19 protein-coding genes are annotated in these 23,936 nt (G+C 54.6%); 6 read left to right on the top strand and 13 right to left on the bottom strand.

Annotated features, from left to right (window positions below):
* Positions 1-50: 50 nt before the first annotated feature.
* Complete coding sequence (gene ettA, locus CYQ09_RS12850; RefSeq protein ID WP_106745792.1) at positions 51-1,706, bottom strand: energy-dependent translational throttle protein EttA; 1,656 nt, start codon at positions 1,704-1,706, stop codon at positions 51-53.
* 780 nt (positions 1,707-2,486) lie between these two features.
* Between ettA and CYQ09_RS12860 the strand changes: the two genes are divergently transcribed.
* Positions 2,487-2,927 (top strand): universal stress protein, encoded by a 441-nt coding sequence (locus CYQ09_RS12860; RefSeq protein WP_106745794.1) that lies wholly within the window; start codon positions 2,487-2,489, stop codon positions 2,925-2,927.
* Between the two features lie 11 nt (positions 2,928-2,938).
* Positions 2,939-4,492, top strand: a complete 1,554-nt coding sequence (locus CYQ09_RS12865; RefSeq protein WP_106745795.1) for an alanine/glycine:cation symporter family protein — start codon at positions 2,939-2,941, stop codon at positions 4,490-4,492.
* A 118-nt stretch (positions 4,493-4,610) separates the two neighbouring features.
* Here the strand turns inward: CYQ09_RS12865 and CYQ09_RS12870 are convergent, their stop codons facing one another.
* From CYQ09_RS12870 to CYQ09_RS12920, 10 genes are all read right to left on the bottom strand, one after another.
* Entirely contained in the window at positions 4,611-6,038 is a 1,428-nt protein-coding gene (locus CYQ09_RS12870) for a type IV pili methyl-accepting chemotaxis transducer N-terminal domain-containing protein (RefSeq protein WP_162617673.1), read from the bottom strand.
* Between the two features lie 220 nt (positions 6,039-6,258).
* Positions 6,259-7,851, bottom strand: a complete 1,593-nt coding sequence (locus CYQ09_RS12875) for a phosphate ABC transporter substrate-binding/OmpA family protein (protein WP_106745797.1) — start codon at positions 7,849-7,851, stop codon at positions 6,259-6,261.
* A gap of 570 nt (positions 7,852-8,421) precedes the next feature.
* Positions 8,422-9,495 carry a BMP family ABC transporter substrate-binding protein gene (locus tag CYQ09_RS12880; protein WP_106745893.1) on the bottom strand — a complete coding sequence of 358 codons (1,074 nt, stop codon included), beginning with the start codon at positions 9,493-9,495 and terminating at the stop codon, positions 8,422-8,424.
* Between the two features lie 24 nt (positions 9,496-9,519).
* A complete protein-coding gene (locus CYQ09_RS12885) occupies positions 9,520-10,434 on the bottom strand; it encodes an ABC transporter permease (protein WP_106745798.1) in 915 nt (304 codons plus the stop codon).
* A gap of 304 nt (positions 10,435-10,738) precedes the next feature.
* Positions 10,739-11,818: an ABC transporter permease gene (locus tag CYQ09_RS12895; protein ID WP_106745800.1), complete on the bottom strand. Its 1,080-nt coding sequence runs from the start codon at positions 11,816-11,818 to the stop codon at positions 10,739-10,741.
* Between the two features lie 45 nt (positions 11,819-11,863).
* Positions 11,864-13,387, bottom strand: coding sequence for an ABC transporter ATP-binding protein (locus tag CYQ09_RS12900; protein ID WP_106745801.1), 1,524 nt, complete (start codon positions 13,385-13,387; stop codon positions 11,864-11,866).
* Complete coding sequence (xdhC, locus tag CYQ09_RS12905; RefSeq protein ID WP_106745802.1) at positions 13,384-14,124, bottom strand: xanthine dehydrogenase accessory protein XdhC; 741 nt, start codon at positions 14,122-14,124, stop codon at positions 13,384-13,386. Before xdhC ends, CYQ09_RS12900 begins: the two co-directional genes overlap by 4 nt.
* Positions 14,121-16,421, bottom strand: a complete 2,301-nt coding sequence (xdhB, locus tag CYQ09_RS12910) for a xanthine dehydrogenase molybdopterin binding subunit (protein WP_106745803.1) — start codon at positions 16,419-16,421, stop codon at positions 14,121-14,123. Before xdhB ends, xdhC begins: the two co-directional genes overlap by 4 nt.
* Positions 16,418-17,773: a xanthine dehydrogenase small subunit gene (locus tag CYQ09_RS12915; protein WP_106745804.1), complete on the bottom strand. Its 1,356-nt coding sequence runs from the start codon at positions 17,771-17,773 to the stop codon at positions 16,418-16,420. The genes xdhB and CYQ09_RS12915 overlap by 4 nt, the downstream gene beginning before the upstream one ends.
* 161 nt (positions 17,774-17,934) lie before the next feature.
* The gene (locus CYQ09_RS12920) at positions 17,935-18,261 is read right to left on the bottom strand and encodes an ArsR/SmtB family transcription factor (protein ID WP_106745805.1); all 327 of its coding nucleotides are present in this window, start codon (positions 18,259-18,261) and stop codon (positions 17,935-17,937) included.
* A gap of 359 nt (positions 18,262-18,620) precedes the next feature.
* On the opposite strand from CYQ09_RS12920, the gene CYQ09_RS12925 reads away from it, so the two are divergent.
* Together CYQ09_RS12925 and CYQ09_RS12930 are read left to right on the top strand one after the other, a co-directional pair.
* Positions 18,621-18,983, top strand: coding sequence for a VOC family protein (locus CYQ09_RS12925; RefSeq protein WP_106745806.1), 363 nt, complete (start codon positions 18,621-18,623; stop codon positions 18,981-18,983).
* On the top strand, positions 18,983-19,666 hold the full coding sequence (locus CYQ09_RS12930) for a helix-turn-helix transcriptional regulator (protein WP_106745807.1): 684 nt from the start codon (positions 18,983-18,985) through the stop codon (positions 19,664-19,666). Before CYQ09_RS12925 ends, CYQ09_RS12930 begins: the two co-directional genes overlap by 1 nt.
* 43 nt (positions 19,667-19,709) lie before the next feature.
* On the opposite strand, the gene CYQ09_RS12935 is transcribed toward CYQ09_RS12930, so the two are convergent.
* Positions 19,710-21,854, bottom strand: a complete 2,145-nt coding sequence (locus tag CYQ09_RS12935; protein WP_106745808.1) for a vWA domain-containing protein — start codon at positions 21,852-21,854, stop codon at positions 19,710-19,712.
* Positions 21,851-22,387, bottom strand: coding sequence for an RNA polymerase sigma factor (locus CYQ09_RS12940; protein ID WP_106745894.1), 537 nt, complete (start codon positions 22,385-22,387; stop codon positions 21,851-21,853). Before CYQ09_RS12940 ends, CYQ09_RS12935 begins: the two co-directional genes overlap by 4 nt.
* Before the next feature lie 266 nt (positions 22,388-22,653).
* Between CYQ09_RS12940 and CYQ09_RS12945 the strand changes: the two genes are divergently transcribed.
* Both CYQ09_RS12945 and CYQ09_RS12950 read left to right on the top strand, forming a co-directional pair.
* A complete protein-coding gene (locus CYQ09_RS12945) occupies positions 22,654-23,214 on the top strand; it encodes a GbsR/MarR family transcriptional regulator (protein ID WP_106745809.1) in 561 nt (186 codons plus the stop codon).
* A gap of 40 nt (positions 23,215-23,254) precedes the next feature.
* Positions 23,255-23,923: a DUF4166 domain-containing protein gene (locus CYQ09_RS12950; protein WP_106745810.1), complete on the top strand. Its 669-nt coding sequence runs from the start codon at positions 23,255-23,257 to the stop codon at positions 23,921-23,923.
* Positions 23,924-23,936 lie beyond the last annotated feature (13 nt).

A 23,936-nucleotide genomic window follows, 5' to 3' on the forward strand; every position in this document is an offset into this window, starting at 1 on the left:
GTAAAAGCTGCCCCCCTTTGTACCGTAGCTATTACGACGTAAATTAGCGCTTAACGCACGAATTTTTTATGCTTCATCCGCTTGGGTTCCAGCGCATCTGCGCCAAGGCGGGCTTTTTTGTCTTCTTCGTAATCAGAAAACGCACCTTGGAACCATTCGACGTGGGCGTCGCCTTCGAACGCTAGGATGTGTGTACAAATCCGGTCGAGGAAGAAACGGTCGTGCGAGATGACCACGGCGCAGCCTGCGAAATCGACCAGTGCGTCTTCCAATGCGCGCAGTGTTTCGACGTCGAGGTCGTTGGTCGGTTCATCGAGAAGCAGGACGTTGCCGCCGGATTTCAGCAGTTTCGCCATGTGAACGCGGTTACGTTCACCACCTGATAGTAGGCTGACTTTTTTCTGCTGATCGCCGCCTTTGAAATTGAACGCCGAGCAATACGCGCGGGAGTTCATAGATGCATCACCCAGTTCGATGATTTCAGCGCCGCCGCTGATTTCTTCCCAGACAGTCGTTTCGTCAGACAGCGCATCGCGTGACTGGTCCACGTAGGACAGTTTTACGGTTTCACCGAATGTGACTGATCCTTCGTCAGGTTCGATCTGGCCAGTGAGCATCCCAAAGAGCGTGGATTTACCTGCGCCGTTCGGGCCGATCACGCCGACAATGCCGCCGGGTGGTAGGTCAAATGACAGGTCTTCGACCAGTAGCTTGTCGCCCATCGCTTTCTTGAGGTTCTCGACCTCGATTACCTTATTACCCAAACGGGGACCGTTGGGGATAATGATCTGGGCACGGCCGACTTTTTCTTTTTCAGACTGGTTGGCCATCTCATTATAGGATGCGATCCGCGCCTTGGATTTTGCTTGGCGTGCCTTGGCGCCCTGACGCATCCACTCCAATTCGCGCGCAAGGGTACGCTGTTTGGATTTATCGTCTTTGGCCTCACGCTCCATCCGTTTCGCTTTGGCTTCCAGCCAGCTAGAATAGTTACCTTCGTGTGGGATGCCCGAGCCGCGGTCCAGTTCCAAAATCCAACCGGTGATCGCGTCTAGGAAGTAGCGGTCGTGGGTGACGATCAGGATTGTGCCTTTGTAGTCGATCAGGTGCTGTTGCAGCCAAGCGATGGTTTCGGCGTCAAGGTGGTTGGTCGGCTCGTCCAGAAGCAGCATGTCAGGTGCATCAAGCAAAAGCTGACACAGTGCAACACGGCGCTTTTCACCACCGGAAAGGGTTGTAACATCGGCGTCATCAGGGGGGCAGCGCAGGGCCTCCATGCTGATGTCGATTTGAGCGTCGAGGTCCCAGAGGTTTTGCGCGTCGATCTGATCCTGAAGTTGGGCCATTTCATCAGCGGTTTCTTCGGAATAGTTCATCGCGACTTCGTTATAGCGATCAAGGATCGCCTTTTTGTCGGCCACACCCAGCATGACGTTTTCACGCACGGTTAGGTTTGGGTCTAGTTCAGGTTCCTGTGGCAGGTAGCCCACTCGAGCACCTTCGGCGGCCCATGCTTCGCCGGCGAAATCCTTGTCCTGACCGGCCATGATCCGCATCAGGGTCGATTTACCTGTGCCGTTCACACCGACCACACCGATTTTCACACCGGGAAGAAAGTTCAGGCGGATGTTTTCAAAGACCTTTTTCCCACCGGGATAGGTTTTGGACACGCCGTCCATGAAATAGACAAATTGATTGCTGGCCATGTTGGGCGGTTCCTTATCATAAAGCTTGCTCCCCACTTAAAAGGAGAGCGCGGTGTAGGCAAGGGGAGGGGTTAGGTTGGGAGTTCGAAAGAGTCGAGGGATTGGGTAATGGTGTCTGGGATCGCTTGTCTGCTATATTTGGCAGTGAAGTGGTCACTAAGGCTCCGCGATACGTTCTTAGAAATGCCATTTATAGGGCTCGCAATCTCGGACACACCAGATGCTAGTGCCGCCGCGCCCAGTCGCGCTGCCATTGGTAGTAGCTTATATGCTGCCCCATCCGCGATCAAGCGCGATGACAAGCGGGTCGTCGATGCTTTCGACCAAATTAGAGAGTTGGGCCGCCATCAGTTTGCGGTCAAGTTTATCGTGCTTTGCCAGCCCATCTTTATACAGCGTGATGTCAGGTTCGGGGGGGGTAAGTTTTAACGCAATTTCCTATACCAGTCCGGGCGTGCGCAGGGGGAGCGCTTACAAGTGTCGATTGAATAGGGCTCATTTTGGGAGGTAATGTCGGATTTTGTGGCGGATTGATGGCTGAGTCTCCTCTATCGAGATTAGTCTAATGTGCTTAATTGGTGTATTTTTGAGGTCAATTATCCTTGGTAGTTTTTGTATTTTCAAAATATGTACTGGAATTTGATCATTTTGCAATTTTTTCACGCTGCTGAGTGTTGTTGGCGTATTATTGATGGCATCAGCCGACAGAAGCTGAACCTTCCCGCTGGTTGATTTACCGGTTGGGGCATTTTAACAGCCAACTGAAAACAGGGATTTGCAATGACTGAAACAGTATTCGTCGTCGGGATTGACGGCTCGGATGCGGGAGAGCGAGCGCTTGCGTTTGCCAAAGACCGCGCCAAAGCGGTGGGCGATTGCACGATTGTGCTTTGCTACGTAATCGAATGGTCGCCGTTTAGCTTTCAAACACCAGAAGAGAACGAAATGCGGCACAAACGCCGCGAAGAAGAGATCAGCATGGCGCATTCGCGCGTTCTAGATCCCGCTGTCGCAGCGACCATGAACGACGGAGTGAATGTGATCGGCGTCGTTAAGCATGGTGATGTTGCCGAAATATTGGATGGCTTAGCCAAAAAGCACGAGGCAGCCCAGATAATCGTTGGGCGCGTGGGTGTGCGCGGTTTGAGAGAACGCGTGTTTGGCGGTGTAACAGGGCGACTTGTGGCTTCGGCTGCGGTGCCCGTGACGATCATTCCATAAGGGGCAAAAACATGAAAAAACTATTAACTGCGGCCTCGCTTGCCGCGATGTCTCCTGTGGCGGTTGCCGCGCAAGAGGCGTCTTTGGACGATAAAATCAATGATGCCTTTGCCGCGTCCACTGGTTGGTTCGTGACCTTTATTTTCGCGCCTTTGCCGTTTGATGTGGCTGGCGCCAGCTTTCCTTGGATCGTGATGTGGCTGGTGATTGGCGCGATGGTTTTCACCATTTATTTTGGTGCAATTCAATTTCGTGCCTTTGGTCACGCGATCTCATTGGTAAAGGGTGATTATTCGGACCCCGATGATGCTGGTGAGGTAAGCCACTTTCAGGCGCTTACCACTGCGCTGTCGGGAACTGTTGGTTTGGGTAACATTGCGGGTGTCGCTGTTGCCGTAGGTATCGGCGGGCCGGGTGCGACGTTTTGGATGATCTTTGCAGGTCTTTTAGGCATGGCGTCGAAATTTACCGAATGTACGCTGGGTGTGAAGTTTCGCAATGAATACGACGACGGATCGGTTTCGGGTGGTCCAATGTATTACATGACCAAAGGGTTTGCCGAACGCGGGCTTCCCGGTGGTAAAATTCTCGCAGTCTTCTTTTCAATCTTTTGTATTCTTGGCGCCTTAGGCGGTGGGAATATGTTCCAAGCTAACCAAGCGCATGCGCAAATTTCGGGTATTACGGGGGATTATCCCGGTTGGATAACTGGCGTCATCTTTGCGGTTGTCGTCTTTGCCGTGATCGTTGGTGGGATCAAATCCATCGCTAACGTCACTGAAAAAGTCGTGCCCTTCATGGGCATTATGTACGTCGTTTGTGCGCTGATCATTTTGCTAGTGAACTATGATCAAATCGGTTGGGCCTTTGGCCAAATCTGGGCGGGTGCGTTTACCGGGCTTGGTGTTGCTGGTGGTTTTGTTGGGGCGTTGATCCAAGGTTTCAAGCGAGCTGCGTTCTCGAATGAGGCGGGTGTTGGTTCTGCGGCGATTGCGCACTCGGCTGTGCGGACTAAGGAACCAGTGACCGAAGGCGTCGTATCATTGCTAGAACCATTCATTGATACTGTTGTGATCTGTACGATGACCGCGTTGGTAATCACGATTTCTGGTGTGCTGGTGATGGACCCTGCATCAGGTAACTTTGTCCTGAACGAGGCAGGTACCGCGATCCAGACAGTGGACGGGTCATCAGGTGTTCAGCTGACTTCGGCGGCGTTTGCGACTGGGTTTAGCTGGTTCCCTTATGTGCTGGCTGTTGCAGTTGTACTATTTGCATTCTCAACCATGATTAGCTGGTCATACTACGGCCTTAAGGCATGGACCTATTTGGTTGGTGAAGGGCAGGCGCAGGAACTGGCGTTCAAGATCATTTTCTGCATCTTCATCGTGATCGGTGCGGCGGCCAAACTGGGCGCTGTGATCAACTTCTCGGATGCGATGATCTTTGCGATGGCAGTGGTGAACATCACCGCGCTGTATTTCTTGATGCCCATCGTGAAGGCCGAGATGAACAGCTATTTTGGTCGACTGAAGTCCGGCGAGATTGTAAAGCATAAGCACTAGGCCGAGCGCAAAGAAAAGATGGCGCGCCGTGCAATCGGCGCGCCTTTTGTTACATACCCAAAACAAAAGGCGCGGGCATTGCTGCGCCGCGCCTATCCGTAGACCTGATTGAAAGATTTTACATCAGGTGCTGCACATTGATCCCAAAGGTCATTGCACCGATTACTTCGCCGGTTGCTGGATCAACCACGGGCAAGGATGCCTGTGCCTGATAAAAGCCAGTACTGTCATCAAACTCTATATCGCTAATGTGAAGCGCATCTGCCCCGACATGATAGGTTTCTTGGTGCTTGGCTTCGTCGCCCTGCCAGTAGTCTGACGTTGCCACGCTTTGCGCGACGTTCAGGCCAAGGTGATCCATGATGAAGACTTCGGTTACAAAGCCGGCTGTTTCGTCTTGGTGCGCACGTAGCCATTCAGACACCGGATTATCCAGCGCGGCAGTCATCAGCGGGCCACCGTCGCCAGATGCTTCTGCGCGCCATTGTTGGTCAAGCGCGATGACAGCATCTTCGGACATGTTGGCATGCGCGATATTCTGTGCGTTGACCGCGTCGATCACGCGTTGGTCCGATGCCCATGTCCGCAGTTCTGCATCTGCGTAGGCTTCAAGCGGAACGCGGTAGATGCCGTCTTTGCCGGGGGTCGCGATAAGATACAGCGTGATCGCGTTGTTCATTCCAACGCTAAGTTCCTGTGTCAGCGCATTTGAAGCGATAACATCGTCAGCCGTTGGAACCGCGCCGCCCTTGATCGCATCATAGATGCCACGTCCAGCTTGCCAGATTGCATAGGTGCTTTCTAAGCTACCTTTGACCGTGTCATTGGGCGGAGGATTGACACCTGCGGCCGGGTAACCGTCACGAAGTGCAACTAGAGATAATTCGAACATATCGACTGTTGCAATCAGTTCGCCAAGTGCGGCTTCGGGGTTTGTGTCTGTCGCAAGTTCACAAACCGCGCGGGTCATACGCTCTGCGAGTGCACGTTGCCGTCCCGCAAAGTTCAAGACTGTCGCGTCGCTTTGCAGTAATTCCTGAGGGTTCGTGTATTCGCCAGATACATCGGCAGCTAAGTTGGTCGTCTGATCAAATAGCGCGTGATAGCCATCGGTGATGATTGCGGCGTCATCAGGGGACGCTGTTCCGCCAAGCATCGCAAGCGCAGCATGTTCCATTGGGTCCCAAATTTCATGGGTCTTTTTGATAGCGTTCAGGATGCGTGGTGTTGTTTCTGCCCCGGGCATACCCAATGCGCGGTCACCAAATTCAAGTCCAGCCAGAATAGCATCAAAGTTGTCGTGAACATGTTGTAGGTCGTATTCCGCAGTCGCGAGATCAATGCCCGCATCGTATCGGCAACTTGCTGATGCGACGGACTCTGACAGGCCGCGAAGTGCGAGCGACCTGTTTACGCGAGCTTTCCCACCGTCATAAAGTGCGGGATCTAGTGATTGAGCTTGTGCCGTTGTTGCGCCAAACCCCAGCAGGGCAATACAAGCGGTCGTTGTCAGCGCCAACCGGCGTGATCGGGGTTTTGTCGACATGCAATTCTGCATTGTGAACTCCTATGCGTCCGACCGGGGCAGCACGTAAATCGCGTCTGTCGGTCGTGTTTATGGATTTCTTGACGCTGCAAAGGCGGTAACTTTGGTCAAAGTCGGAGCTCCGACAGGGTCAAGCAAAGAAAACGTTGCTGCGTGTTATCGCGAAGAAAGCGCAGCTTGGTGTGCGGGCGCTGGGTTACTCGCGCCCGCATGCGTACGCTTAGCCGTTAGCGGCTTCGATCCATACCTCAACGCGGCGGTTGATCTGGCGTTCGTTTTCCGACGTGTTACAGGCAGACGGTGCGATTTCACCGTAACCTGCTGTCGCCATTTCGATGTTTGTCAGGCGGTCACCGGCGACGTTTTGCAGTTCTGCGCGAACCTGTTCTGCGCGTGACTGAGACAGCGAACGGTTGCTGTCAAATGCACCCACATCATCGGTAAAGCCAACAAATAGGATCTTTGTGCCTTCTGGCTGCGCTTCAAGGAAGTCTGCCAGACGTTCAAGGTTGAGCACGCCGCGTTGGTCGAGCTTTTGAGACCCAGTGCGGAAGCGGAATGTTGTGGACAGGCGGTCATAGTCCACCATCTGTGACAGCATTTCACGCATGAAGCCGCCTTCGTATGCGTCGACATTTGGGTTAAGCAGGGCACGTGCACGATCCCCGTCGAGCGCCTGTTCGCGACGATCAATACCTAGGTCTATGAATCCAGCTTTGGCGATGACTTCGTCTGCGGCGGATGATTCAGCGTAGTGGATAAAATCCATTGTTGCTTCGTCGGCAGTGTCGTCACGTGTGTAAAGGTACATCAGGCGCTGAAGTGCGTATTCTTCTGTACGTGCCGAAAATGCGTCTGGGATCATTGTTAGGCCACAGTCGTTGACCAATGACAGCGCGCTTGCACCACGTTGGAATGCGTAGCCCACGAAGCCGATCGCGGTTTCATCTGCGTTAACTTGTGCGGCCATTTGGTTGTTGTCTGATACGACGATCGTATCTGCCTGCGGTGCAGGAGCTTGGTCGCCGTAAACACCGTTCATAAAGACTTCGCGTGTGCCAGAGTCGACAGCACGGTCAACGAGAGTGATTGCAGCATTTTCTCCGCCAACTTCGGACCAGTTGGTGATACTGCCGTTATAAATGCCCCGCAGCTGCTCCAAAGAAATGGATTTCACTGGGTTGTTGGGGTGTGTAATCACAACAAGACTATCGACTGCGATGATATGTTCGCTATTCGTGCTGACCATGTTGCCAGCGCCATCGGCGCGCAGGGCGCGTGCTTCGTCAGGTGTGATGCGTCGTGCCGACATGCCAATCTGCGAAGTCCGGTCAAGCAAGGTGCGGAATGCATCGCCAGAGCTTGTTGACGAAACAAGGTATGATCCCATCGGATCACCAAAACCTTCGTCGCCAACCATCTCGGTGATGAACTGACCGTCAACGCCGGTTGCCGTTTGCGTTGCTTCAGCGCCAAGGCTTGCGCCGTACCCGGACATAAGTAGCGGCATGACACCTGTACCAATCGCGTCAGAACCCGCGATATTGATGTCTGCTTCGGCTGTACCAAAGCTAGGGCAGTCTGCGCCAGCACAGCTAACACGCGAAGCTGAGATGCGCAGGTCGCCAAGGCCGGTACGGATCACATAGTTATTGTCTGTGAATTCAATAAACTCGCCCACAAGGTTCACTGTGCCATCTGCGGATTTCAGTGTAACTTCGCCAGCCATGGTAGCCGCAGGGGCAATAAGTGCCGCGGATAATGCAAAGGATGATACTAAATTTTTATATGTCTTGCAGACTGTCAGGTCCATAAATTTTCTCCATAACTCATTGAGACTTTTACACTTTACTGTAAGCGGTTTCCCGCCTTGGTGACCTAAAAACAACCTGTACTTTTGTATAAGTCGATTGCCTTATTTTTAATTCACCCATGGGTTGTTGTATTGAGGTGGTTGGTTCAATGCGAAAGCTGGGTGCATTAAGCGCTTGGCCGGTTCTTGTGGCTCAACCCTTGCGCTAGGTGTAAGGTCTGTGGGTAAAAAGCGTTTGTTTCTTAATTTTTTGCAGTAAAACTGCGTTCAACTTGGCCAGGTTGATATCTGTTTTTATTTCGCGAATACCCAAATTGGATAGTTTGTTTAAATGGCTTGCTGTTTGCCTGCACGATTCGCACCTTGAGGTTGTTATTGTGTCGTGAATATGAACGTTTGATGCGTATCTGTGGCATTATTTTGCATGATTCATCAACTGTATCTGGTAAGTGCGAGGTATTGTTTCGTTCAAATTTTCGAGATCGTGGCGAAATCAGAGCGTAAATTAACCTTGAATGCAAAAATGGCCCCGTCAAAGACGGAGCCATTCTAGATGGTGTCTCTATGAGGTTACTGCGGGATTTCGCCGGTTAGGCCTTCAACGAAGAAGTTCATGCCTGCCAGTGTACCATCATCAGCAGTTTCACCGTCAGCCAGCCAAGCAGATCCGTCTTGTTTGTTCAGTGGACCAGTGAATGCGTGGTATTCGCCAGAGGCAAGGCTATCGCGCAAGGCTTCTGCCGATGCTTTTACCTCGGCTGGTACTGCGTCAGTGATTTCACCAATGCCAACCATGCCAGAGCCGATGCCGTCCCATGTGCTTGTGCTTTCCCATGTACCGTCGATGACGGCTTGGGTGCGCGCGATGTAGTATGGGCTCCAGTTGTCGATGATTGATGACACGCGTGGGAACGGACCGAATTCAGCCATGTCTGATGCTTGGCCAAATGTCACAACATTGCCAGCGGCCTGCGCTGCGGCCTGTGGCGCGGTTGAGTCTGTGTGCTGCAGGATCACGTCAGCGCCTTGTTCGATCAGAACGGTCGCTGCTTCGGCTTCTTTTGCAGGGTCGAACCATGTGTATGCCCAGACGATTTTGAATTCGACGTCAGGGTTTACGGCCTTAGCTTGGACATAAGCTGCGTTGATGCCACGGATAACCTCGGGGATTGGGAAAGACCCGATATAACCGATGACGTTGCTTTCGGTCATGTGACCAGCGATGTGGCCCTGAACAGCACGGCCTTCGTAGAAACGTGCAGAATAGACAGACACGTTGTCGGCCTGCTTATAGCCAGTCGCGTGCTCGAACTTCACGTCAGGGAATTTTTCCGCAACGTTGATCGTTGGATCCATATAGCCGAACGACGTGGTAAAGATCAGGTCAGCACCGCCAAGTGCCATTTGCTGTAGAACGCGTTCTGCGTCCGCACCTTCTGGTACGTTTTCAACGAAGACAGTTTCGACGGCATCGCCGAATGCTTCTTCTACAGCCAGACGGCCTTGGTTGTGCTCGTATGTCCAACCGCCGTCGCCCACTGGGCCGACGTAGATAAAGCCAACCTTGGTTGGGTCTTCAGCAAAGGCTGCTGTTGAAAGGCTCGCGGCAAATGTTGCCCCGGCCATAATTGATTTGATAGTCATACTCATCCCCTTGGTGGTGACGCCTCAACGCGAGGCATGGAAAGATTGGCCCAGTGATCCCGGCGCCCGTCCAGCACGCATAATAACCAGAACGGCTATTGTTGCCAGATACGGCGACATGGAAAGATATTCGACCGGGATCGCCATCCCGGCTGCTTGTAAGTTTAGCTGCAACACGGTCACGCCGCCAAACAAATAGGCGCCAAGCAAAAGCCGCAGTGGTTTCCAGCTTGCAAAGACCACAATCGCAAGCGCGATCCAGCCGGCACCTGCGGTCATGCCTTCGGTCCATTGCGGTACGCGAACAAGGCTAAGGTAAGCACCGCCAAGTCCAGCACAGGCCCCGCCAAACATAATGGCCAGCATCCGAACGCGGATAACGTGATAGCCTAACGCATGTGCCGCTTCGTGGTTTTCACCGACTGCACGCAAGATCAATCCCGCGCGGCTGTATTTCAGAAACGACCAGACAGCGATGACAATCGCCAGCCCAACGTAGACCATTGGATCATGCTGAAACACAATTGGGCCAATAACTGGAATATCGCCAAGCAACGGAATGTGCCAATCAGGGAAATCCGGGGCTTTGATCCCGATATAGCTTTGCCCCATCAACGCCGACAGGCCTAGCCCAAATAGCGTGAGCGCAAGGCCCGTGGCGACTTGGTTCGATAATAGAAATTGGGTGAGGAAACCAAACAGCAGTGACAGTATCGCACCACCGATCGCGGCACCAATAAAGCCAAGCACGGGAGACCCGGTATTGACCGCGACGATAAACCCGCAAACGGCACCGGTGATCATCATACCTTCGACACCAAGGTTCAGAACGCCAGCGCGTTCAACGATCAATTCGCCGACTGACGCTAGGATGATCGGGGTTGCTGCCACCATTAGTGACGCAAGCAAAAGGATGGGGTTGATTGCAGTCCAGTCCATCACATCGCTTCCTGATTTAATGACAATCCAAGTGCCGCGCCACACAGGAGACCGGACCACGTACCTAAGATGTACATTAGTTCTTGCCGAAATTTGCCCTGCTGTAATTTCGTTAAGGCGTAAGCAAACCCAAAGAAAGGTGCGCCCAAGAGGATTGCAGTTATCCAAATTAACCTAAGCGCATCCCCACCACCTATATGAAATGGTGTCATTAGTATAAGGGCGAATAGTGTACCGAGTTGTGTGAACGTCGCTGTAACCATCAAGCTGAAACTGATCATCGCCGGCAAGCAGAAGTGCTTTATCATATGACCCGCGCCCTTCTAAACGTTACGCGGTAGTTGCTTAGAACATCTACCATCAACAAGAAGAACAGCAGCATCCCTTGCATCAGTTGGATCGCTGCGCCGGGTAGGCCAAGGTTGGATTGCGCAATCTCGCCCCCGATATAAGTCAGGGCCATCAGGCCTGCTGCCAGCAAGATGCCGATGGGGTGAAGGCGACCAAGGAAGGCGACAATAATCGCGGTGAAGCCGTAGCCGACATTGAAATCAATGCTAATCTGCCCAGCCGGGCCTGCGACCTCGAATAGACCAGCGGCACCTGCAAGGCCGCCAGAAATACCCATGCAGATTAGGATCAAGGTGCTTGGGTTTACGCCAGCAAAGCGGGCGGCGCGGGGGCTTTGGCCCGCAAGGCGCACGTTAAAGCCAAACAGATGGCGCGACAGAGTTACATAGGCAAAGATGACGGCGATCAGGGCAACGACAACACCCCAATGCATGCCCGCATTTTCTGATATCCAGCTGGTGGCGCTGTCGTATTTGGCTAAATTCCGCGATCCTGGAAAGCCCATGCCGTCAGGGTTACGCAGTGCGCCCAGCGCCATAGATGCCAGCAATTGTTCCGCTACATAGACCAGCATAAGCGACACTAAGATTTCGTTCGTGTCGAATTTGACTTTCAAAATCCCTGGGATCAGCGCCCAAAGCGTACCTCCAAGCACCCCTGCAGCGATCATCATCGGAAAGATGAATATCGATTCAGTTGGATAAAATGCCAGCCCAACAGCCGCACCGCAAATTGCGCCGACGATATATTGCCCTTCGGCGCCGATGTTCCAAATACCTGCGCGAAAGCCAAAGGATAGCCCAATCGCGATCAGCACAAGCGGTGCGCCTTTTATCAAAAGCTGCGGGCGGTAGAACCACGCGAATTCGGAAAACAGCGGATCAAAGAAAATCGTGCGGATGGTTTCGAACGGGTCCTTGCCCAGCGCCGCAAACAATAGCCCACCACATATCATCGTCAGCAATACTGCAAAGATTGGGGCGGCCAGTGTCCAGACGCGCGAAGGCTGCGCACGTTTCTCGAGCATAATCATGCGGCCATCCTCGCTTTGGTCAAAATACTCCCGCCGGAGGCAGCGCTACACATCAACATGGGCGACCTCCATATCATGGGCACCGCCAAGCATCAGGCCGATTTCTTCGACCGTGAGGCCCTGCGCTGGGCGTGGGTCTGATAACCTACCTTCGTTCAGTGCAGCAAAGCGGTCAGAGATTTCCATCAATTCGTCCAAGTCTTGCGAAATACAGATCACGGCGGTGCCTTTGGCGGCCAGATCAAGAAGTGCCTGACGAATAGAGGCTGCGGCGGATGCGTCAACACCCCATGTCGGCTGGTTTACCACCAGAACATCAGGGGTTTGCATGATCTCGCGGCCGATCACGAATTTCTGCAGGTTCCCGCCAGACAGTGACCGGGCTGTGTTCTGTGGGCCAGGGGTCCGCACGTCAAAGGTGCTGATGACGTCCTCGGCAAAGCTGCGTGCCTTGCGCCAGTTTACGAAACCTTTGTTGACCAGTTTCTGGCGCGTTGTCGCGGTTAGAACGGCGTTTTCGGTTAGGCTCATGTCGGGGGCGGCAGCGTGTCCCATCCGTTCTTCTGGCGCGGTCAAAAGGCCAATTTTGCGTCGGGCGTTGGGGCCAAGTTGGCTAATGCTTTGCCCCTGATAATTTACCATGCCTTTGGCGGTACGCATTTCGCCTGAAAGCGCTGCGACCAATTCGTCTTGGCCGTTGCCAGCAACACCACCGATGCCCAGCACTTCGCCCTTTTGCACCTCAATAGAAATATCGCGTAGGGCGGTGCCAAAGCGGTGTGGTGCCTTTGCCGACAGCCCCTGAAGTGACAGGACCGTTTCGCCCGTTGGCCGCGCGGCACGTTCCGGCACAAGAAGCGCGGACCCCACCATCAGCTCTGCCATATCGCGTGCGCTTGTCTCGCGTGGATCACAGGTGCCAACTACTTGGCCCAACCGCAGCACAGTCGCGTTTTCGCACAGGGCCCTAATTTCTTCTAGCTTATGTGAGATGTACAAGATCGCGGTGCCTTCGGCGCTGAGCTTGCGCAGGGTTTTGAATAGGATGTCGACCTCTTGCGGGGTCAGAACCGAGGTGGGTTCATCCATGATCAGCAGTTTGGGGTCTTGCAGTAGACAACGAATGATTTCGACCCGCTGGCGTTCACCGGCTGACAGTTCGCCAACAATCCGCGAAGGATCAAGCGGTAGCCCATATTGGTCGGAAACGGCACGCACGCGTTCTGCGATTTCGCGTTGGGGCGGTGGGTTTTCCATGCCAAGTGCAATGTTTTCAGCGACGTTCATCGCGTCGAATAGCGAAAAATGCTGGAATACCATTGCTACGCCTGATGCGCGGGCGGCGCGTGGTTCGGCAGGCGCATAGGGTGCGCCATTCAGTGTCATAGTGCCGCTATCTGGTTTCACCAGCCCATAGATCGTTTTAACCAATGTCGACTTGCCCGCACCGTTTTCGCCAAGCAGCGCGTGGACTTCGCCGGGTGCGATTTCGAACGACACATCCTTATTGGCGACCACACCGGGGTAGGCTTTGGTCAGCCCGGTCAGGGCAAGCAAAGGTTGGTTCATGCGGTACGGTCCTTGGTCCGGTGCGTTTGCGGCGCGATCATCGCGGTTGCGACGCCAAGCGCAAGAGCCGCCGGGTGTTTCCCGAGGGATGGATCACCGATTGGACACGCGATGCGCGAGATGTGTTCAGGTAGGTGCCCCAATGCGGCGAGCCGCGTCCGAAAACGCGCCCATTTTGTCGCTGATCCGATCAGTCCAGCATGGTGAAAGTTGCGCGATAGAATCGCATGGCACAGCGCGAGGTCCATATCGTGGCTATACGTTAGGATCAGGTGAACAGCATCATCTGGCGCGTGTTTGACGACTTGGGATGGATCGCTCGCGACCAATGTCGTGGTCTTTGTTTCAGGAAACCGATCTGCGCTGGTGTCTACCCAAGTGATCGTAAAATCGGGCAGGGGGGCCATGACATTGACGATGGCCCGCCCGACATGGCCCGCGCCGTAGATCCAAAGCGGTCGTGTTTGGCTTGTGGCCATGCCGTCAGCATGTTCCCACGACAGCGTCACCGACCCGCCGCAACATTGGCCAAGTCCGGGCCCCAGTGGGATCGTACGGGTTTGCGTTGTTTGTTCGCTCATCAACATGCTGCGGGATTCGGCAATTGCATCCCATTCGAGCCGCCCGCCGCCGATGGTGCCTTCGGTCCTATCCGGCCAGACCATCATTTGCGTGCCAGCATCGCGGGGCGTTGACCCGGCGGTTTTGGTAATGGTGATCCGAATGCCGTTGGTCATCCGCGTGCCCTGTGGATCGCATTCAGGATTTCTTCGGCAGTCGCAGGGGCCTGAAGGTCGGCGTAGTTCGGACCGCAGGCACCGACCGCATCAGACAGTGCTAAGAATGCGGATATGCCCAGCATGAACGGTGGCTCGCCCACGGCTTTGGAGCGATAAATTGTTTGCGCGGGGTTTGGTTCATCCCACAGCGCGACATTGAACACATCAGGCCGATCTGAACAGGCCGGGATTTTATAGGTTGATGGCGCGTGGGTCCGCAGCCGCCCCTTATCATCCCAGACGAGCTCTTCTGTCGTTAGCCAACCTGCGCCTTGGACATAGCCGCCTTCGACCTGACCGATATCCAAGGCGGGGTTTAGTGATGCGCCCGCGTCATGCAGGATATCTGTGCGTAGAATGCGGTTTTCGCCAGTCAGCGTGTCGATGACGACTTCGGTGACGGCGGCGCCTTGGGCGAAGTAAAAGAATGGTGTGCCAGTGCCTTTGGTCCTATCCCAAGCAAGACCCGGTGTTTTGTAAAAACCTGTGGCCGATAGGCTGACTCGGTTTTGATAGGCGGTCATTGCGGCCTGCGCGAAGGACATGGTTTCGTCTGCAACGGTGACTTGACCGTCTTCAAACAGCACGTCCTCTGTCCGGCTTTGATGGAGTTCGGCGAGGCATGCGGCGATCCGGTCGCGGATTGTGTCGCAGGCGTTGGCGACCGCCATACCGTTTAGGTCTGATCCTGATGATGCAGCGGTGGCTGACGTGTTCGGTACTTTGCCCGTGTCGGTCGCGGTGATTTTCACGGCACTGACGTCAATGCCAAAACGGCTGGCGGCGACCTGTGCAATCTTTTGAAACAGCCCTTGGCCCATTTCGGTGCCGCCGTGGTTCATATGAACAGAGCCGTCTTGGTAGACATGCACGAGTGCCCCGGCTTGGTTCAGGTGGGACAGTGTAAAGGAAATGCCGAATTTGACCGGGCTGATCGCGATGCCTTTTTTCAGGATCGGTTGGTCGGCGTTCCATTCTGCAATGGTTTCGCGGCGGTTTTTGTAATCGGACGTCTCAATCAGCCGTTCCGTCATCTCGTTCAGGATAAAATCGGTGACTGGCATGTGATAGGGCGTAGTCTGGGGGGTAGGTGGATCAAGATCCACCCTACGGTCCGCCTCCGCGTAGTAGTTGCGTTGCCGCACAAGCGCAGGGTCGATTCCAAGGTCACTTGCGATATGGTCCATCACCCGTTCAATGCCGAGCACCCCTTGGGGGCCACCGAACCCGCGATAGGCGGTCGCAGATTGCGTATTGGTTTTTAGGCGGTGGGACGTGATGCGCACGGCTGGCAAGTTGTAGGCATTGTCGGCGTGCAGCATGGCGCGGTCCGCAACAGGCAGCGATAGGTCTTGCGCCCAGCCACAACGCGTGGCTTGTGTGAAATCAACGCCGCTAAGTTTGCCTGTGTCATCATAGCCAGCGACATAGTCGATCCGAAAATCATGCCGCTTGCCCGTGATCATCATGTCATCGTCGCGGTCGTAACGCATTTTGCAGGGCCGCCCGAGTGTCTGCGCAGCGACGGCGCAAGCGACCGCTAACGCGTTACCTTGGCTTTCTTTGCCGCCAAAGCCACCACCCATGCGCCGGACTTCGACGCGTACGGCGTGCATTGGCACGCCAAGCGCCTCTGCCACTTTGTGTTGGATTTCGGTGGGGTGCTGGGTGGAACTGTGGACGATCATATCGCCGCCCTCTTGCGGAAAGGCGAGCGCGGCCTGACCTTCGAGGTAGAAATGTTCTTGGCCGCCCATCGTGATGCTGCCATGCAACTGGTGCGGGGCATTTGACAGCGCGCTATCGACGTCGCCTTTTTTCCAGATGACTGGGCCATCCTCGAACCGGCTATTGGCGGCTAGCGCCTGATCAATCGTCAGGATCGGCGTTTCTTCGGTATAGTTGACGGTGCCAAGCCGTGCGGCCTTGCGCGCGTTCAGGTGGCTGTCAGCGACAACCAAGAATAGCGGCTGACCCAGATAATGTACCGCACCCGTCGCGAGGAGTGGCTCATCGTGGACGGAAGGCGACACATCATTGGCAAAAGGCAGGTCATCGGCGGTAAGCACTGCGACCACGCCGGGGGCTGCGCGAACGGCGTCTAGGTTCATGGTGTAACTGCCACGCGCGATTTCGGACATGCCGAACGCCAAGTGTAGCGCATTTGCAGGTGTCGGAATGTCGTCGATATAGCGGGCGTTGCCCGTCACATGCAGTTTGGCCGCATCATGCGGAAGGGGCTTTGCGACGCTCATGCGGTGACCTTTAGCACGTTAGTGGCCTGTCCGGTGCGGTCGGCAAAGTAGCGGTGCAGTAGGTTTTGCGCGATCTGGAGCCGATACGCGGCCGAAGCGCGCATGTCTGACATTGGTGTGTAGTCGTCACCGAATTTTGCGGCGGCTTGGGCGACTGTCGTGCTGTTCCATGGTTGGCCGATCAGGGCGGTCTCTACGGCGGTGGCGCGGTGTGGGATGCCAGCCATCCCGCCAAATGCGATGCGGGCATCGACGACGGCGCCATCAGATACGGTGACGTTAAAGCACCCGCAGACGGCAGAGATATCTTGGTCAAACCGTTTCGATATTTTGTAGCATCGCAGGTCGGGTGTTGATTTCGGGATCGTCACACCGGTGACCAGTTCGCCGGGCGTGCGGTGTTGTTTGCCGTAGGCAATAAAGAAGTCTTCGATTGGCATTTGCCGTTCTGTGTTGCCATGGCGCAGATGCAATGTTGCGCCAATTACAATCAGCGCAGGCGGGTTGTCCCCGATTGGCGAGCCGTTGGCGATGTTGCCACCGATGGTGGCTGCGTTGCGTACCTGTTCCGATCCATAGCGCCGGATCATCTCTGCCCAATGCGGGTGATGGACGCGGGCCAGTGCAAGTGTTTCCGTCATCGTGACCGCAGCACCAATATGAATATCATCGCTGCCGATGGTCGTTTCGCGTAGTTCTGCGCAGCGGTTTAGGAACGCGACTTTTGGCAGTTCGCGCAGTTGTTTCGTGACCCAAAGCCCAACGTCAGTGGCCCCGGCGATAAGCGTTGCGTCGGGATTGGCAGCGTACCATGTGGCAAGCTCTTCAAGGTTTTGCGGTGCATAGACTGTAGGTGATACAGCAGGCAAATCATCGTTTAGCCACGCGGGTACTTTGGCCGTTTCCGCAGCTTTGGCAGCACGGATGATTGGGGCGTAGCCTGTGCAGCGGCACAGGTTTCCGGCAAGGACATCATCGTGGTCGGTGCGTCCATGGCTGTGCCCTGCGGCCATCGAGGCAATAAAGCCCGGCGTGCAGAAACCACATTGCGATCCGTGGTGGGTGATCATCGCTTCTTGGACAGGGTGCAGTTCCCCGTTCGGCCCGCTGATCCCTTCGACGGTACGAACAGATTTTCCGTGAAGTTGTGGCATGAAAAGAATGCAGGCGTTCAGGGCTTTGTCGCCGGTGTCATCGCGTACCAGAACTGAACACGCGCCACAGTCCCCTTCATTGCACCCTTCCTTGGTGCCGCAAAGCCCGCGTTCCACGCGTAGCCAGTCCAGCAAGGTCTGCGTCGGTTCCGCATCCACCTGCACGGTTTCCCCATTCAGAAGAAACGTGACATCCATATTGTAAACCTGCCGCCTTACCAAAACAAATATCCCAGCCGTAAACGTCGATGCGGCGTAGACGCTTTGGCTAAACTGGCGTCCATGAAAGCGCTGTAGGGGCGATTTAGCAAGAGGAAATACACCATGTTGCGCTGAATTTTTGACTTAATGGTCAAAAATTAGGCAATTTGACCGGGCTGCTCTTGGCGTTTGTCAGAATCATCTGGACGATGTTCCCATAAATGCCTTTGCCATGCGAGCCATCCTTGGGCTTCGATCAGGGGCGCATATTCGATATGGCAGGTCCGCACTCGACCTTTTTTAACCGATTGCACAATGCCTGTTTTTTCGAGAACACCAAGATGCCGCATAAACGTTGGCAGCGCCATATCATGAGGCGCATGTAATTCACTTACGCTAGCCGGACCGCAGACTAGCCGCTCGATCACGGCCCGACGCGTCGGATCGGACATGGCTGCGAAGAATGCGTTCAGTTGCTCTGTCATAGGAACGTCATATTTCCGATTCCATGTACCCCCGTCAATGCATGTGGTGATACGTAGGCGATCTTTCGTCGCGCAATCACTGGAGTTTTCTAGAGTTGGTGTAATTCTCGCGCATCTGAAATTCGGATGTTTTAGCAGGTGTACTGCGCCAAAGTTGTGGCGGCCATTTGCGCGTAATGCGTTTGGATAACTGCGCATGGTCCAAGAGCGTTGATAGAGGTGATAATTGCCCGAGTGTTGGGGCAGTCAATTGTGAAATGGCGCAGAATAACGCGACATCCTGAAATCATGCTGACACAACGCTGTCAGTAGGGGTATGGTTAAATATCTTCATCAACCCCAAACATAGGAGATGAGAGATGACCAAACACGCAGTAGCATGGACAGAAATTCCCGTGACGGACATGGAAAAGTCGGTCACGTTTTATAATGACGTCTTTGACTTTGGCATGACGATCGACAATTCCGGCCCTAATCCGATGGCGATGTTCGGCGCGACCGGAAACGTAATCGGTGGACATCTGTACCCCGGAAAACCGGCGGCTGACGGCGGAAATACCATTCACCTTTACGTACCTGACGGATTGGAGGCCACGATGAAACGCTGCGAAGCTGCAGGTGGCGAAATCGTAAGCCCTATCATTACGATTCCACCGGGGCGCTTTGCTTACGCCATAGATTTGGACGGCAATTCACTAGGCATATTCGAGGCCGCGTCCTAATGCGCCGGGCCGACCGTCTTTTCCAGATACTTCAGTATCTCAGGGGCGGTCGGCTTATCACTGCTGCGCAGTTGGCCGAAAAGCTAGAGGTCACACCGCGCACGATTTACCGCGATATTGCGCATTTGATCGGGTCGGGCGTGCCAATCGATGGTGAGGCAGGCGTTGGTTACCTAATGCGTGATGGTTATGATCTGCCGCCGCTGATGTTCACCCAAGAAGAGATCGTCGCGCTCGTCGCTGGCGCTCGGATTTTGCAGAGCTGGGGCGGGACTAAAATGGCCGCCGCCGCCCAAGAAGCGCTGGTGAAAATCGACACCGTTCTACCCGATGACGCCCGGCAAAAGGTCGGACAAGTCAATGTGCATGCCGTGACAATGCCGTGGCACGGCGGCACGTGGCGGGATTATATCGACCAGTTCGAAGCTGCAGCCGAAGACCTGATCCGGTTTGATATCACCTATGAAGATGAGAAAGGTAACGAAAGCCAGCGGATCGTGCGCCCGCTTGGCGTTTGGTTCTGGGGGAGGGTTTGGACAGCCGTTTGCTGGTGCGAACTACGGAATGATTTTCGGATGTTCCGGCTGGACCGGATTATTCGCTTGGAAGAGGCCGGAGCCTTCCGCCCTCAAAAAGAGCAAACCCTAAAGCACTTCATGGATACAAAGGCCTACATGCACTAGATGCATATCAGGGTAGGTAAGCACACCACCCTGATATTATGTCCTACTTTGAAAGGCTTTGCGCCAATCGCATCAACTGCACCGCTTCGGTCCGATAGCCGAAATCGTCGGTCCCGCGGTTTTCATTGGCCAGTGCAATTGCATCGTCATAGCCCCAGTCACCTAGGTAGCTGTCATCGCGCAGTAGCTGTCCGAAACCTGCAATCGCCGCCGCGAAATTGGCTTCGGTTTCGGGGGTGCTTTGCCCAATAATCGGCGTTTCGATTAGTTCGCTGATATCCTCACCCGGTGCTTTATAGCGCAGTTTGACAAAGCCGATCTCGTCCGATGTGGCAGCCACCGTGTTCGGCGCATAGCGGAGCGGGTCGCTTAGCTGCGCAGGGCTGCCCACTGGGGTGATTTCATAGATCGCCGTCACCGCATGCCCGGCCCCCAGTTCACCCGCATCGACCTTGTCATTGTTGAAGTCTTCGCGGTTCAATGCGCGGGTTTCATAGCCGATCAATCGGTATTCCGCGACTTGGGCTGGGTTGAATTCGACCTGTACTTTGACGTCGCCCGCGATAGGAAATAGTGCGCCAGAAAGCTGATCGACAAGCACCTTTTGGGCCTCGGACAAAGTGTCGATATAGGCAGCGGTTCCGTTGCCGTTTTGCGCAAGCGCCTGCATCGTCGCGTCGTCCAGATTGCCACGACCAAAGCCCAAAACAGACAAGTAGGTGCCAGTATCACGCTTGTCGGCGATAAAGTCTTTCAGCGCATTGGGGTTGTTAATCCCGACGTTGAAATCCCCATCAGTGGCAAGGATCACACGGCTGACTTCACCATCAGAAGCCATCGCGTCAGCAACAGCGTAAGCCTGCTCTAGCCCGCCTTGGCCGTTAGTCGGTCCACCTGCGCCTAAGGATTGGATCGCATGCAAGATCGTTGCGCGATCAGAGGCCACAGTCGGGGCCAACACCTGACCCGCGCTGCCCGCATATTCTACAATCGCGACCTCATCTTCCGGGCGCAGTTGATCCAGCATTAACCGGAACGACTGTTTTAACAGCGGTAGCTTGTCAGGGCTGCCCATTGATCCCGATGTGTCGATCAAAAACACAAGGTTCAGGGGGGGGCGGTTTTCAAAGGCAGGCATTTGCCCTTGCAAGGCGATGTGTACCAATTGGGTATCCGCGTTCCACGGTGTTTCAAAACTGGACACGGTGCTGCGAAAAGGGGCATCGCCCGCGTCAGGGGCTGGGTAGTCATATGGGAAATAGTTAATTAATTCCTCAATACGGACAGCGTTTGCAGGCGGCAACTGGCCGCGCGACAAGGACGACCGAACAACTGAATAGGCCGCTGTATCGACGTCGATTGAGAACGTTGAAACGGGTTCTTCTGAGGTGACTTTCAGTGGGTTCGCTGCTGCGTTGGCATAGGTCTCGGTGTTTGATTGGGTTGCAACGGTGCTTTGGTCAGGGGCAACGCGGTCGCCGACTGAGAGCGTTGACAGCGCTTGGGGTCGCGGCTGTGCGATCTCGGCCTCCTCGACGGTTTCCATTGGCGCCGTCGTGTATAGCTGAGCACTATCACGGCTAGTATCGGCCGGGCTAGGCACCGTTTGTGATGCTTCGGGACGATCTAATGAACGTAGCGCTGTTGCTGGCGCAGTGGGCATTGGCAGTGCAGTTTCTGCCGCCATCGTCGCAGTCTCTTCTGTGGCGGTTCCATCGAAAGCAAATGCCTTGGGCGCCGGTGAATGGTCGCTTTCGACGGTTGGTGCAGGGGGGCTAATAGCGTCGAGAATGTTGATATCTTCAGCGATCCGCAGTTCTGGGTTTTCAGATGCGCGTGTATCATCCGCTACCGGTGCCTCTGTCAATTTCGTTAGCACCGGGTCCGTCGCAGTTGGCGGCGCTAGCAGGCTTTGGCCTTGCGGGGTCAGAAACAAAAATCCGCAAGCGACAAGCGCGGTGGTTGTTCCAAGCGCGGCCTTGGATGTTAGTGCATTCAGCATGGTCATTACTCCTGTCCAAAGGGCGTTACGCCCGGTTGCAGGAGTGGGACGCGGCTGTTCGCGTGATCCTTGGAGGTCGTCGAAGTTTTTGCGGGCAAGCGCGATGTTATCCGCGCGGCGTGTTTCATCTGCGCGCGGCGTGGCCTGATCCATCAGGGACTTGAGGTCGTCGAGATCGTCGTTCATTCTGCGGCCTCCTTTTCTTTGATCGCGCGCAGGGCTTTTTTGGCTTCGGATATCCGCCAGCTGATGGTGCCTTCGGATACCCCAAGGATGTCAGCGGCTTGTGCATGGGTCATATCATCAAGAACAAGCGCGAGCGTATCGCGTAGGTCGTCGGTCAGCTGGTTCATCGCGGCCGTCAGCCAGTCCAGTGCTTCGGTCGTTTCTGTTTGTTCGGCCTTGCGCGCGATTTCCCAATCGCCCCAGCCAGATGTTGCCTTGGTGTACGTCGCGCGTTTTCGGCGACGATCATGCGCTGCGTTTACGGCAACTCGGTATAGCCATGTCGTCACTTTGGCGCGGCGTTGGTAGCTGCCCAATTTGGCGGGCAGGGCGGCGCAAATATCTTGTGTTAGGTCTTCGGCCTCGGCCCGTTGACCGGTTAATCGAAAGCAGAACGCGAACAGCCTATCGTAATGACGATCAAGCAAGTTGGCAAAGGCCGCCCCGTCGCCATTTGCGGCTGCTGCCGCGAGGTCTTCGTCACTGGTTTTCATACGCATCACGGTGGTTGGACGTTGCAGAATGGTCAATCCTTGGCAGCACTTGGAAATAATTTGTTTGTGAGGTGTGATAAAGGTGTGGCGAATAGTAATCTTACCGCGAATTCTGGGTATCATCATTGAACCCATTGATCATCATGTCGCAGAATTGGGCTTCTATCATCCAGTAACGCGAAGGCCCATGATCAGCAATGTCCTCGGACTTTGGGGGTGTTGCAGAAATACTTGCAATAGCCGAGCTTATTTCGTATATTTCTGCTATGACAGAAATTACACAAATAAAGCGACCGGAGGCAGTTGATCAATTCATCCTTTATTGGGGTGATATGGGCAGCCAGTGGGGCGTTAATCGGTCAGTCGCGCAGATACATGCATTATTGTATCTTGCGACCAAGCCAATGAATGCAGAGCAGATTTCTGAGGCGTTGGGAATTGCGCGATCTAACGTCTCGAACTCGCTTAAGGAACTGGTCGCGTGGCGTTTGATCCGACGCGTTCCGATAGCAGGTGACCGTCGCGAACATTTTGAAGCCGAGGTGGATGTATGGGAGATGGCGATGCGGATCGCGCAGGGCCGTCGTGAGCGCGAGATTGATCCTGCGGTTTCCGCGATTGATCAATGTGTCGCACGAGCAGATGTCGACGGTGATGTTGATCCGGTCGCACTGCAGCGCTTGCTGGACATGCAGAATTTCCTGTCCACGACGACGCGTTGGTATGACCAGATGCTGGGTGTTCCCAAAGCACAGCTAGTCAGGCTGATGGGGCTTGGGGACAAGGTAATTAAGCTGCTCAAATTTGCGGGCGGCAAAGGAAAATAACCCACCAAAGATAGGTGGGATGATGCGTTAGGAACGCGCGATGCAGCTAGTTCAATATGTCGAAAATGCTCCTCCACCGCCGCTGCCGGTTGATCCCCCACTCGCCGATGACAGATTTCGAAACTTGCTGGGACCGCAGGCTTGGGCGTTATTACCCGCTGCCATTCGTAAACGATTTGGAAAGCGGCTCAAGGGCGGGGATAGTGTTGCATACCAAGGTGTTGTGACTGCTATGCGGATGAACTGGGTTGGCTGGATTTTGGCGCATGCCGCCCGGCTGGTTGGCGCGCCGTTTCCGTTTGACCGCAGTTCTTTGCACCAGCCTGCTGTTGTCATCGTGACCGAGGACCGCGTGACTGACGGGCAATTCTGGATAAGGCAGTATGGCCGTGGACGTGGCTTTCCGCAGGTTGTTCATAGTTCTAAACGGTTTGCGGGCCCAACTGGCTTAGAAGAATACATCGGCTATGGTGTCGGTATGGCCTTGCAAGTTGAGGCAACTAACCAAGCGCTGCTATTCAAGAGTGACCATTTCTTTGTCCAGATCGCGGGCCGCAGGTTGCGTTTGCCGCAGGTTCTAAGCCCGGGAAGGGTCGTCGTTGGCCACCACGATATGGGGGCGGCAAGTTTTCGGTTTTCCTTAGAGGTGACACACCGGTTGTTCGGGTGCATGTTGCAGCAAGACGCGATTTTTCGCGACGCTGATTAGCCCTGAAACCGGA

This window comes from Yoonia maritima, from assembly GCF_002933395.1.
Classification (GTDB): domain Bacteria; phylum Pseudomonadota; class Alphaproteobacteria; order Rhodobacterales; family Rhodobacteraceae; genus Yoonia; species Yoonia maritima_A.

Excerpts from the sequence above, each read along its gene's own strand:
- CYQ09_RS12950 (WP_106745810.1), top strand. The coding sequence starts at position 23,255 with ATGCAGCTAGTTCAATATGTCGAAAATGCTCCTCCACCGCCGCTGCCG.
- CYQ09_RS12900 (WP_106745801.1), bottom strand. The coding sequence starts at position 13,387 with ATGAACCAACCTTTGCTTGCCCTGACCGGGCTGACCAAAGCCTACCCC.
- xdhC (WP_106745802.1), bottom strand. The coding sequence starts at position 14,124 with ATGACCAACGGCATTCGGATCACCATTACCAAAACCGCCGGGTCAACG.
- CYQ09_RS12930 (WP_106745807.1), top strand. The coding sequence starts at position 18,983 with ATGCGCCGGGCCGACCGTCTTTTCCAGATACTTCAGTATCTCAGGGGC.
- ettA (WP_106745792.1), bottom strand. The coding sequence starts at position 1,706 with ATGGCCAGCAATCAATTTGTCTATTTCATGGACGGCGTGTCCAAAACC.
- CYQ09_RS12870 (WP_162617673.1), bottom strand. The coding sequence starts at position 6,038 with ATGTCGACAAAACCCCGATCACGCCGGTTGGCGCTGACAACGACCGCT.
- CYQ09_RS12875 (WP_106745797.1), bottom strand. The coding sequence starts at position 7,851 with ATGGACCTGACAGTCTGCAAGACATATAAAAATTTAGTATCATCCTTT.
- CYQ09_RS12865 (WP_106745795.1), top strand. The coding sequence starts at position 2,939 with ATGAAAAAACTATTAACTGCGGCCTCGCTTGCCGCGATGTCTCCTGTG.
- CYQ09_RS12895 (WP_106745800.1), bottom strand. The coding sequence starts at position 11,818 with ATGATTATGCTCGAGAAACGTGCGCAGCCTTCGCGCGTCTGGACACTG.
- CYQ09_RS12920 (WP_106745805.1), bottom strand. The coding sequence starts at position 18,261 with ATGACAGAGCAACTGAACGCATTCTTCGCAGCCATGTCCGATCCGACG.
- CYQ09_RS12945 (WP_106745809.1), top strand. The coding sequence starts at position 22,654 with ATGACAGAAATTACACAAATAAAGCGACCGGAGGCAGTTGATCAATTC.
- CYQ09_RS12880 (WP_106745893.1), bottom strand. The coding sequence starts at position 9,495 with ATGACTATCAAATCAATTATGGCCGGGGCAACATTTGCCGCGAGCCTT.
- CYQ09_RS12935 (WP_106745808.1), bottom strand. The coding sequence starts at position 21,854 with ATGAACGACGATCTCGACGACCTCAAGTCCCTGATGGATCAGGCCACG.
- CYQ09_RS12940 (WP_106745894.1), bottom strand. The coding sequence starts at position 22,387 with ATGAAAACCAGTGACGAAGACCTCGCGGCAGCAGCCGCAAATGGCGAC.
- CYQ09_RS12915 (WP_106745804.1), bottom strand. The coding sequence starts at position 17,773 with ATGGATGTCACGTTTCTTCTGAATGGGGAAACCGTGCAGGTGGATGCG.
- xdhB (WP_106745803.1), bottom strand. The coding sequence starts at position 16,421 with ATGAGCGTCGCAAAGCCCCTTCCGCATGATGCGGCCAAACTGCATGTG.
- CYQ09_RS12925 (WP_106745806.1), top strand. The coding sequence starts at position 18,621 with ATGACCAAACACGCAGTAGCATGGACAGAAATTCCCGTGACGGACATG.
- CYQ09_RS12885 (WP_106745798.1), bottom strand. The coding sequence starts at position 10,434 with ATGGACTGGACTGCAATCAACCCCATCCTTTTGCTTGCGTCACTAATG.
- CYQ09_RS12860 (WP_106745794.1), top strand. The coding sequence starts at position 2,487 with ATGACTGAAACAGTATTCGTCGTCGGGATTGACGGCTCGGATGCGGGA.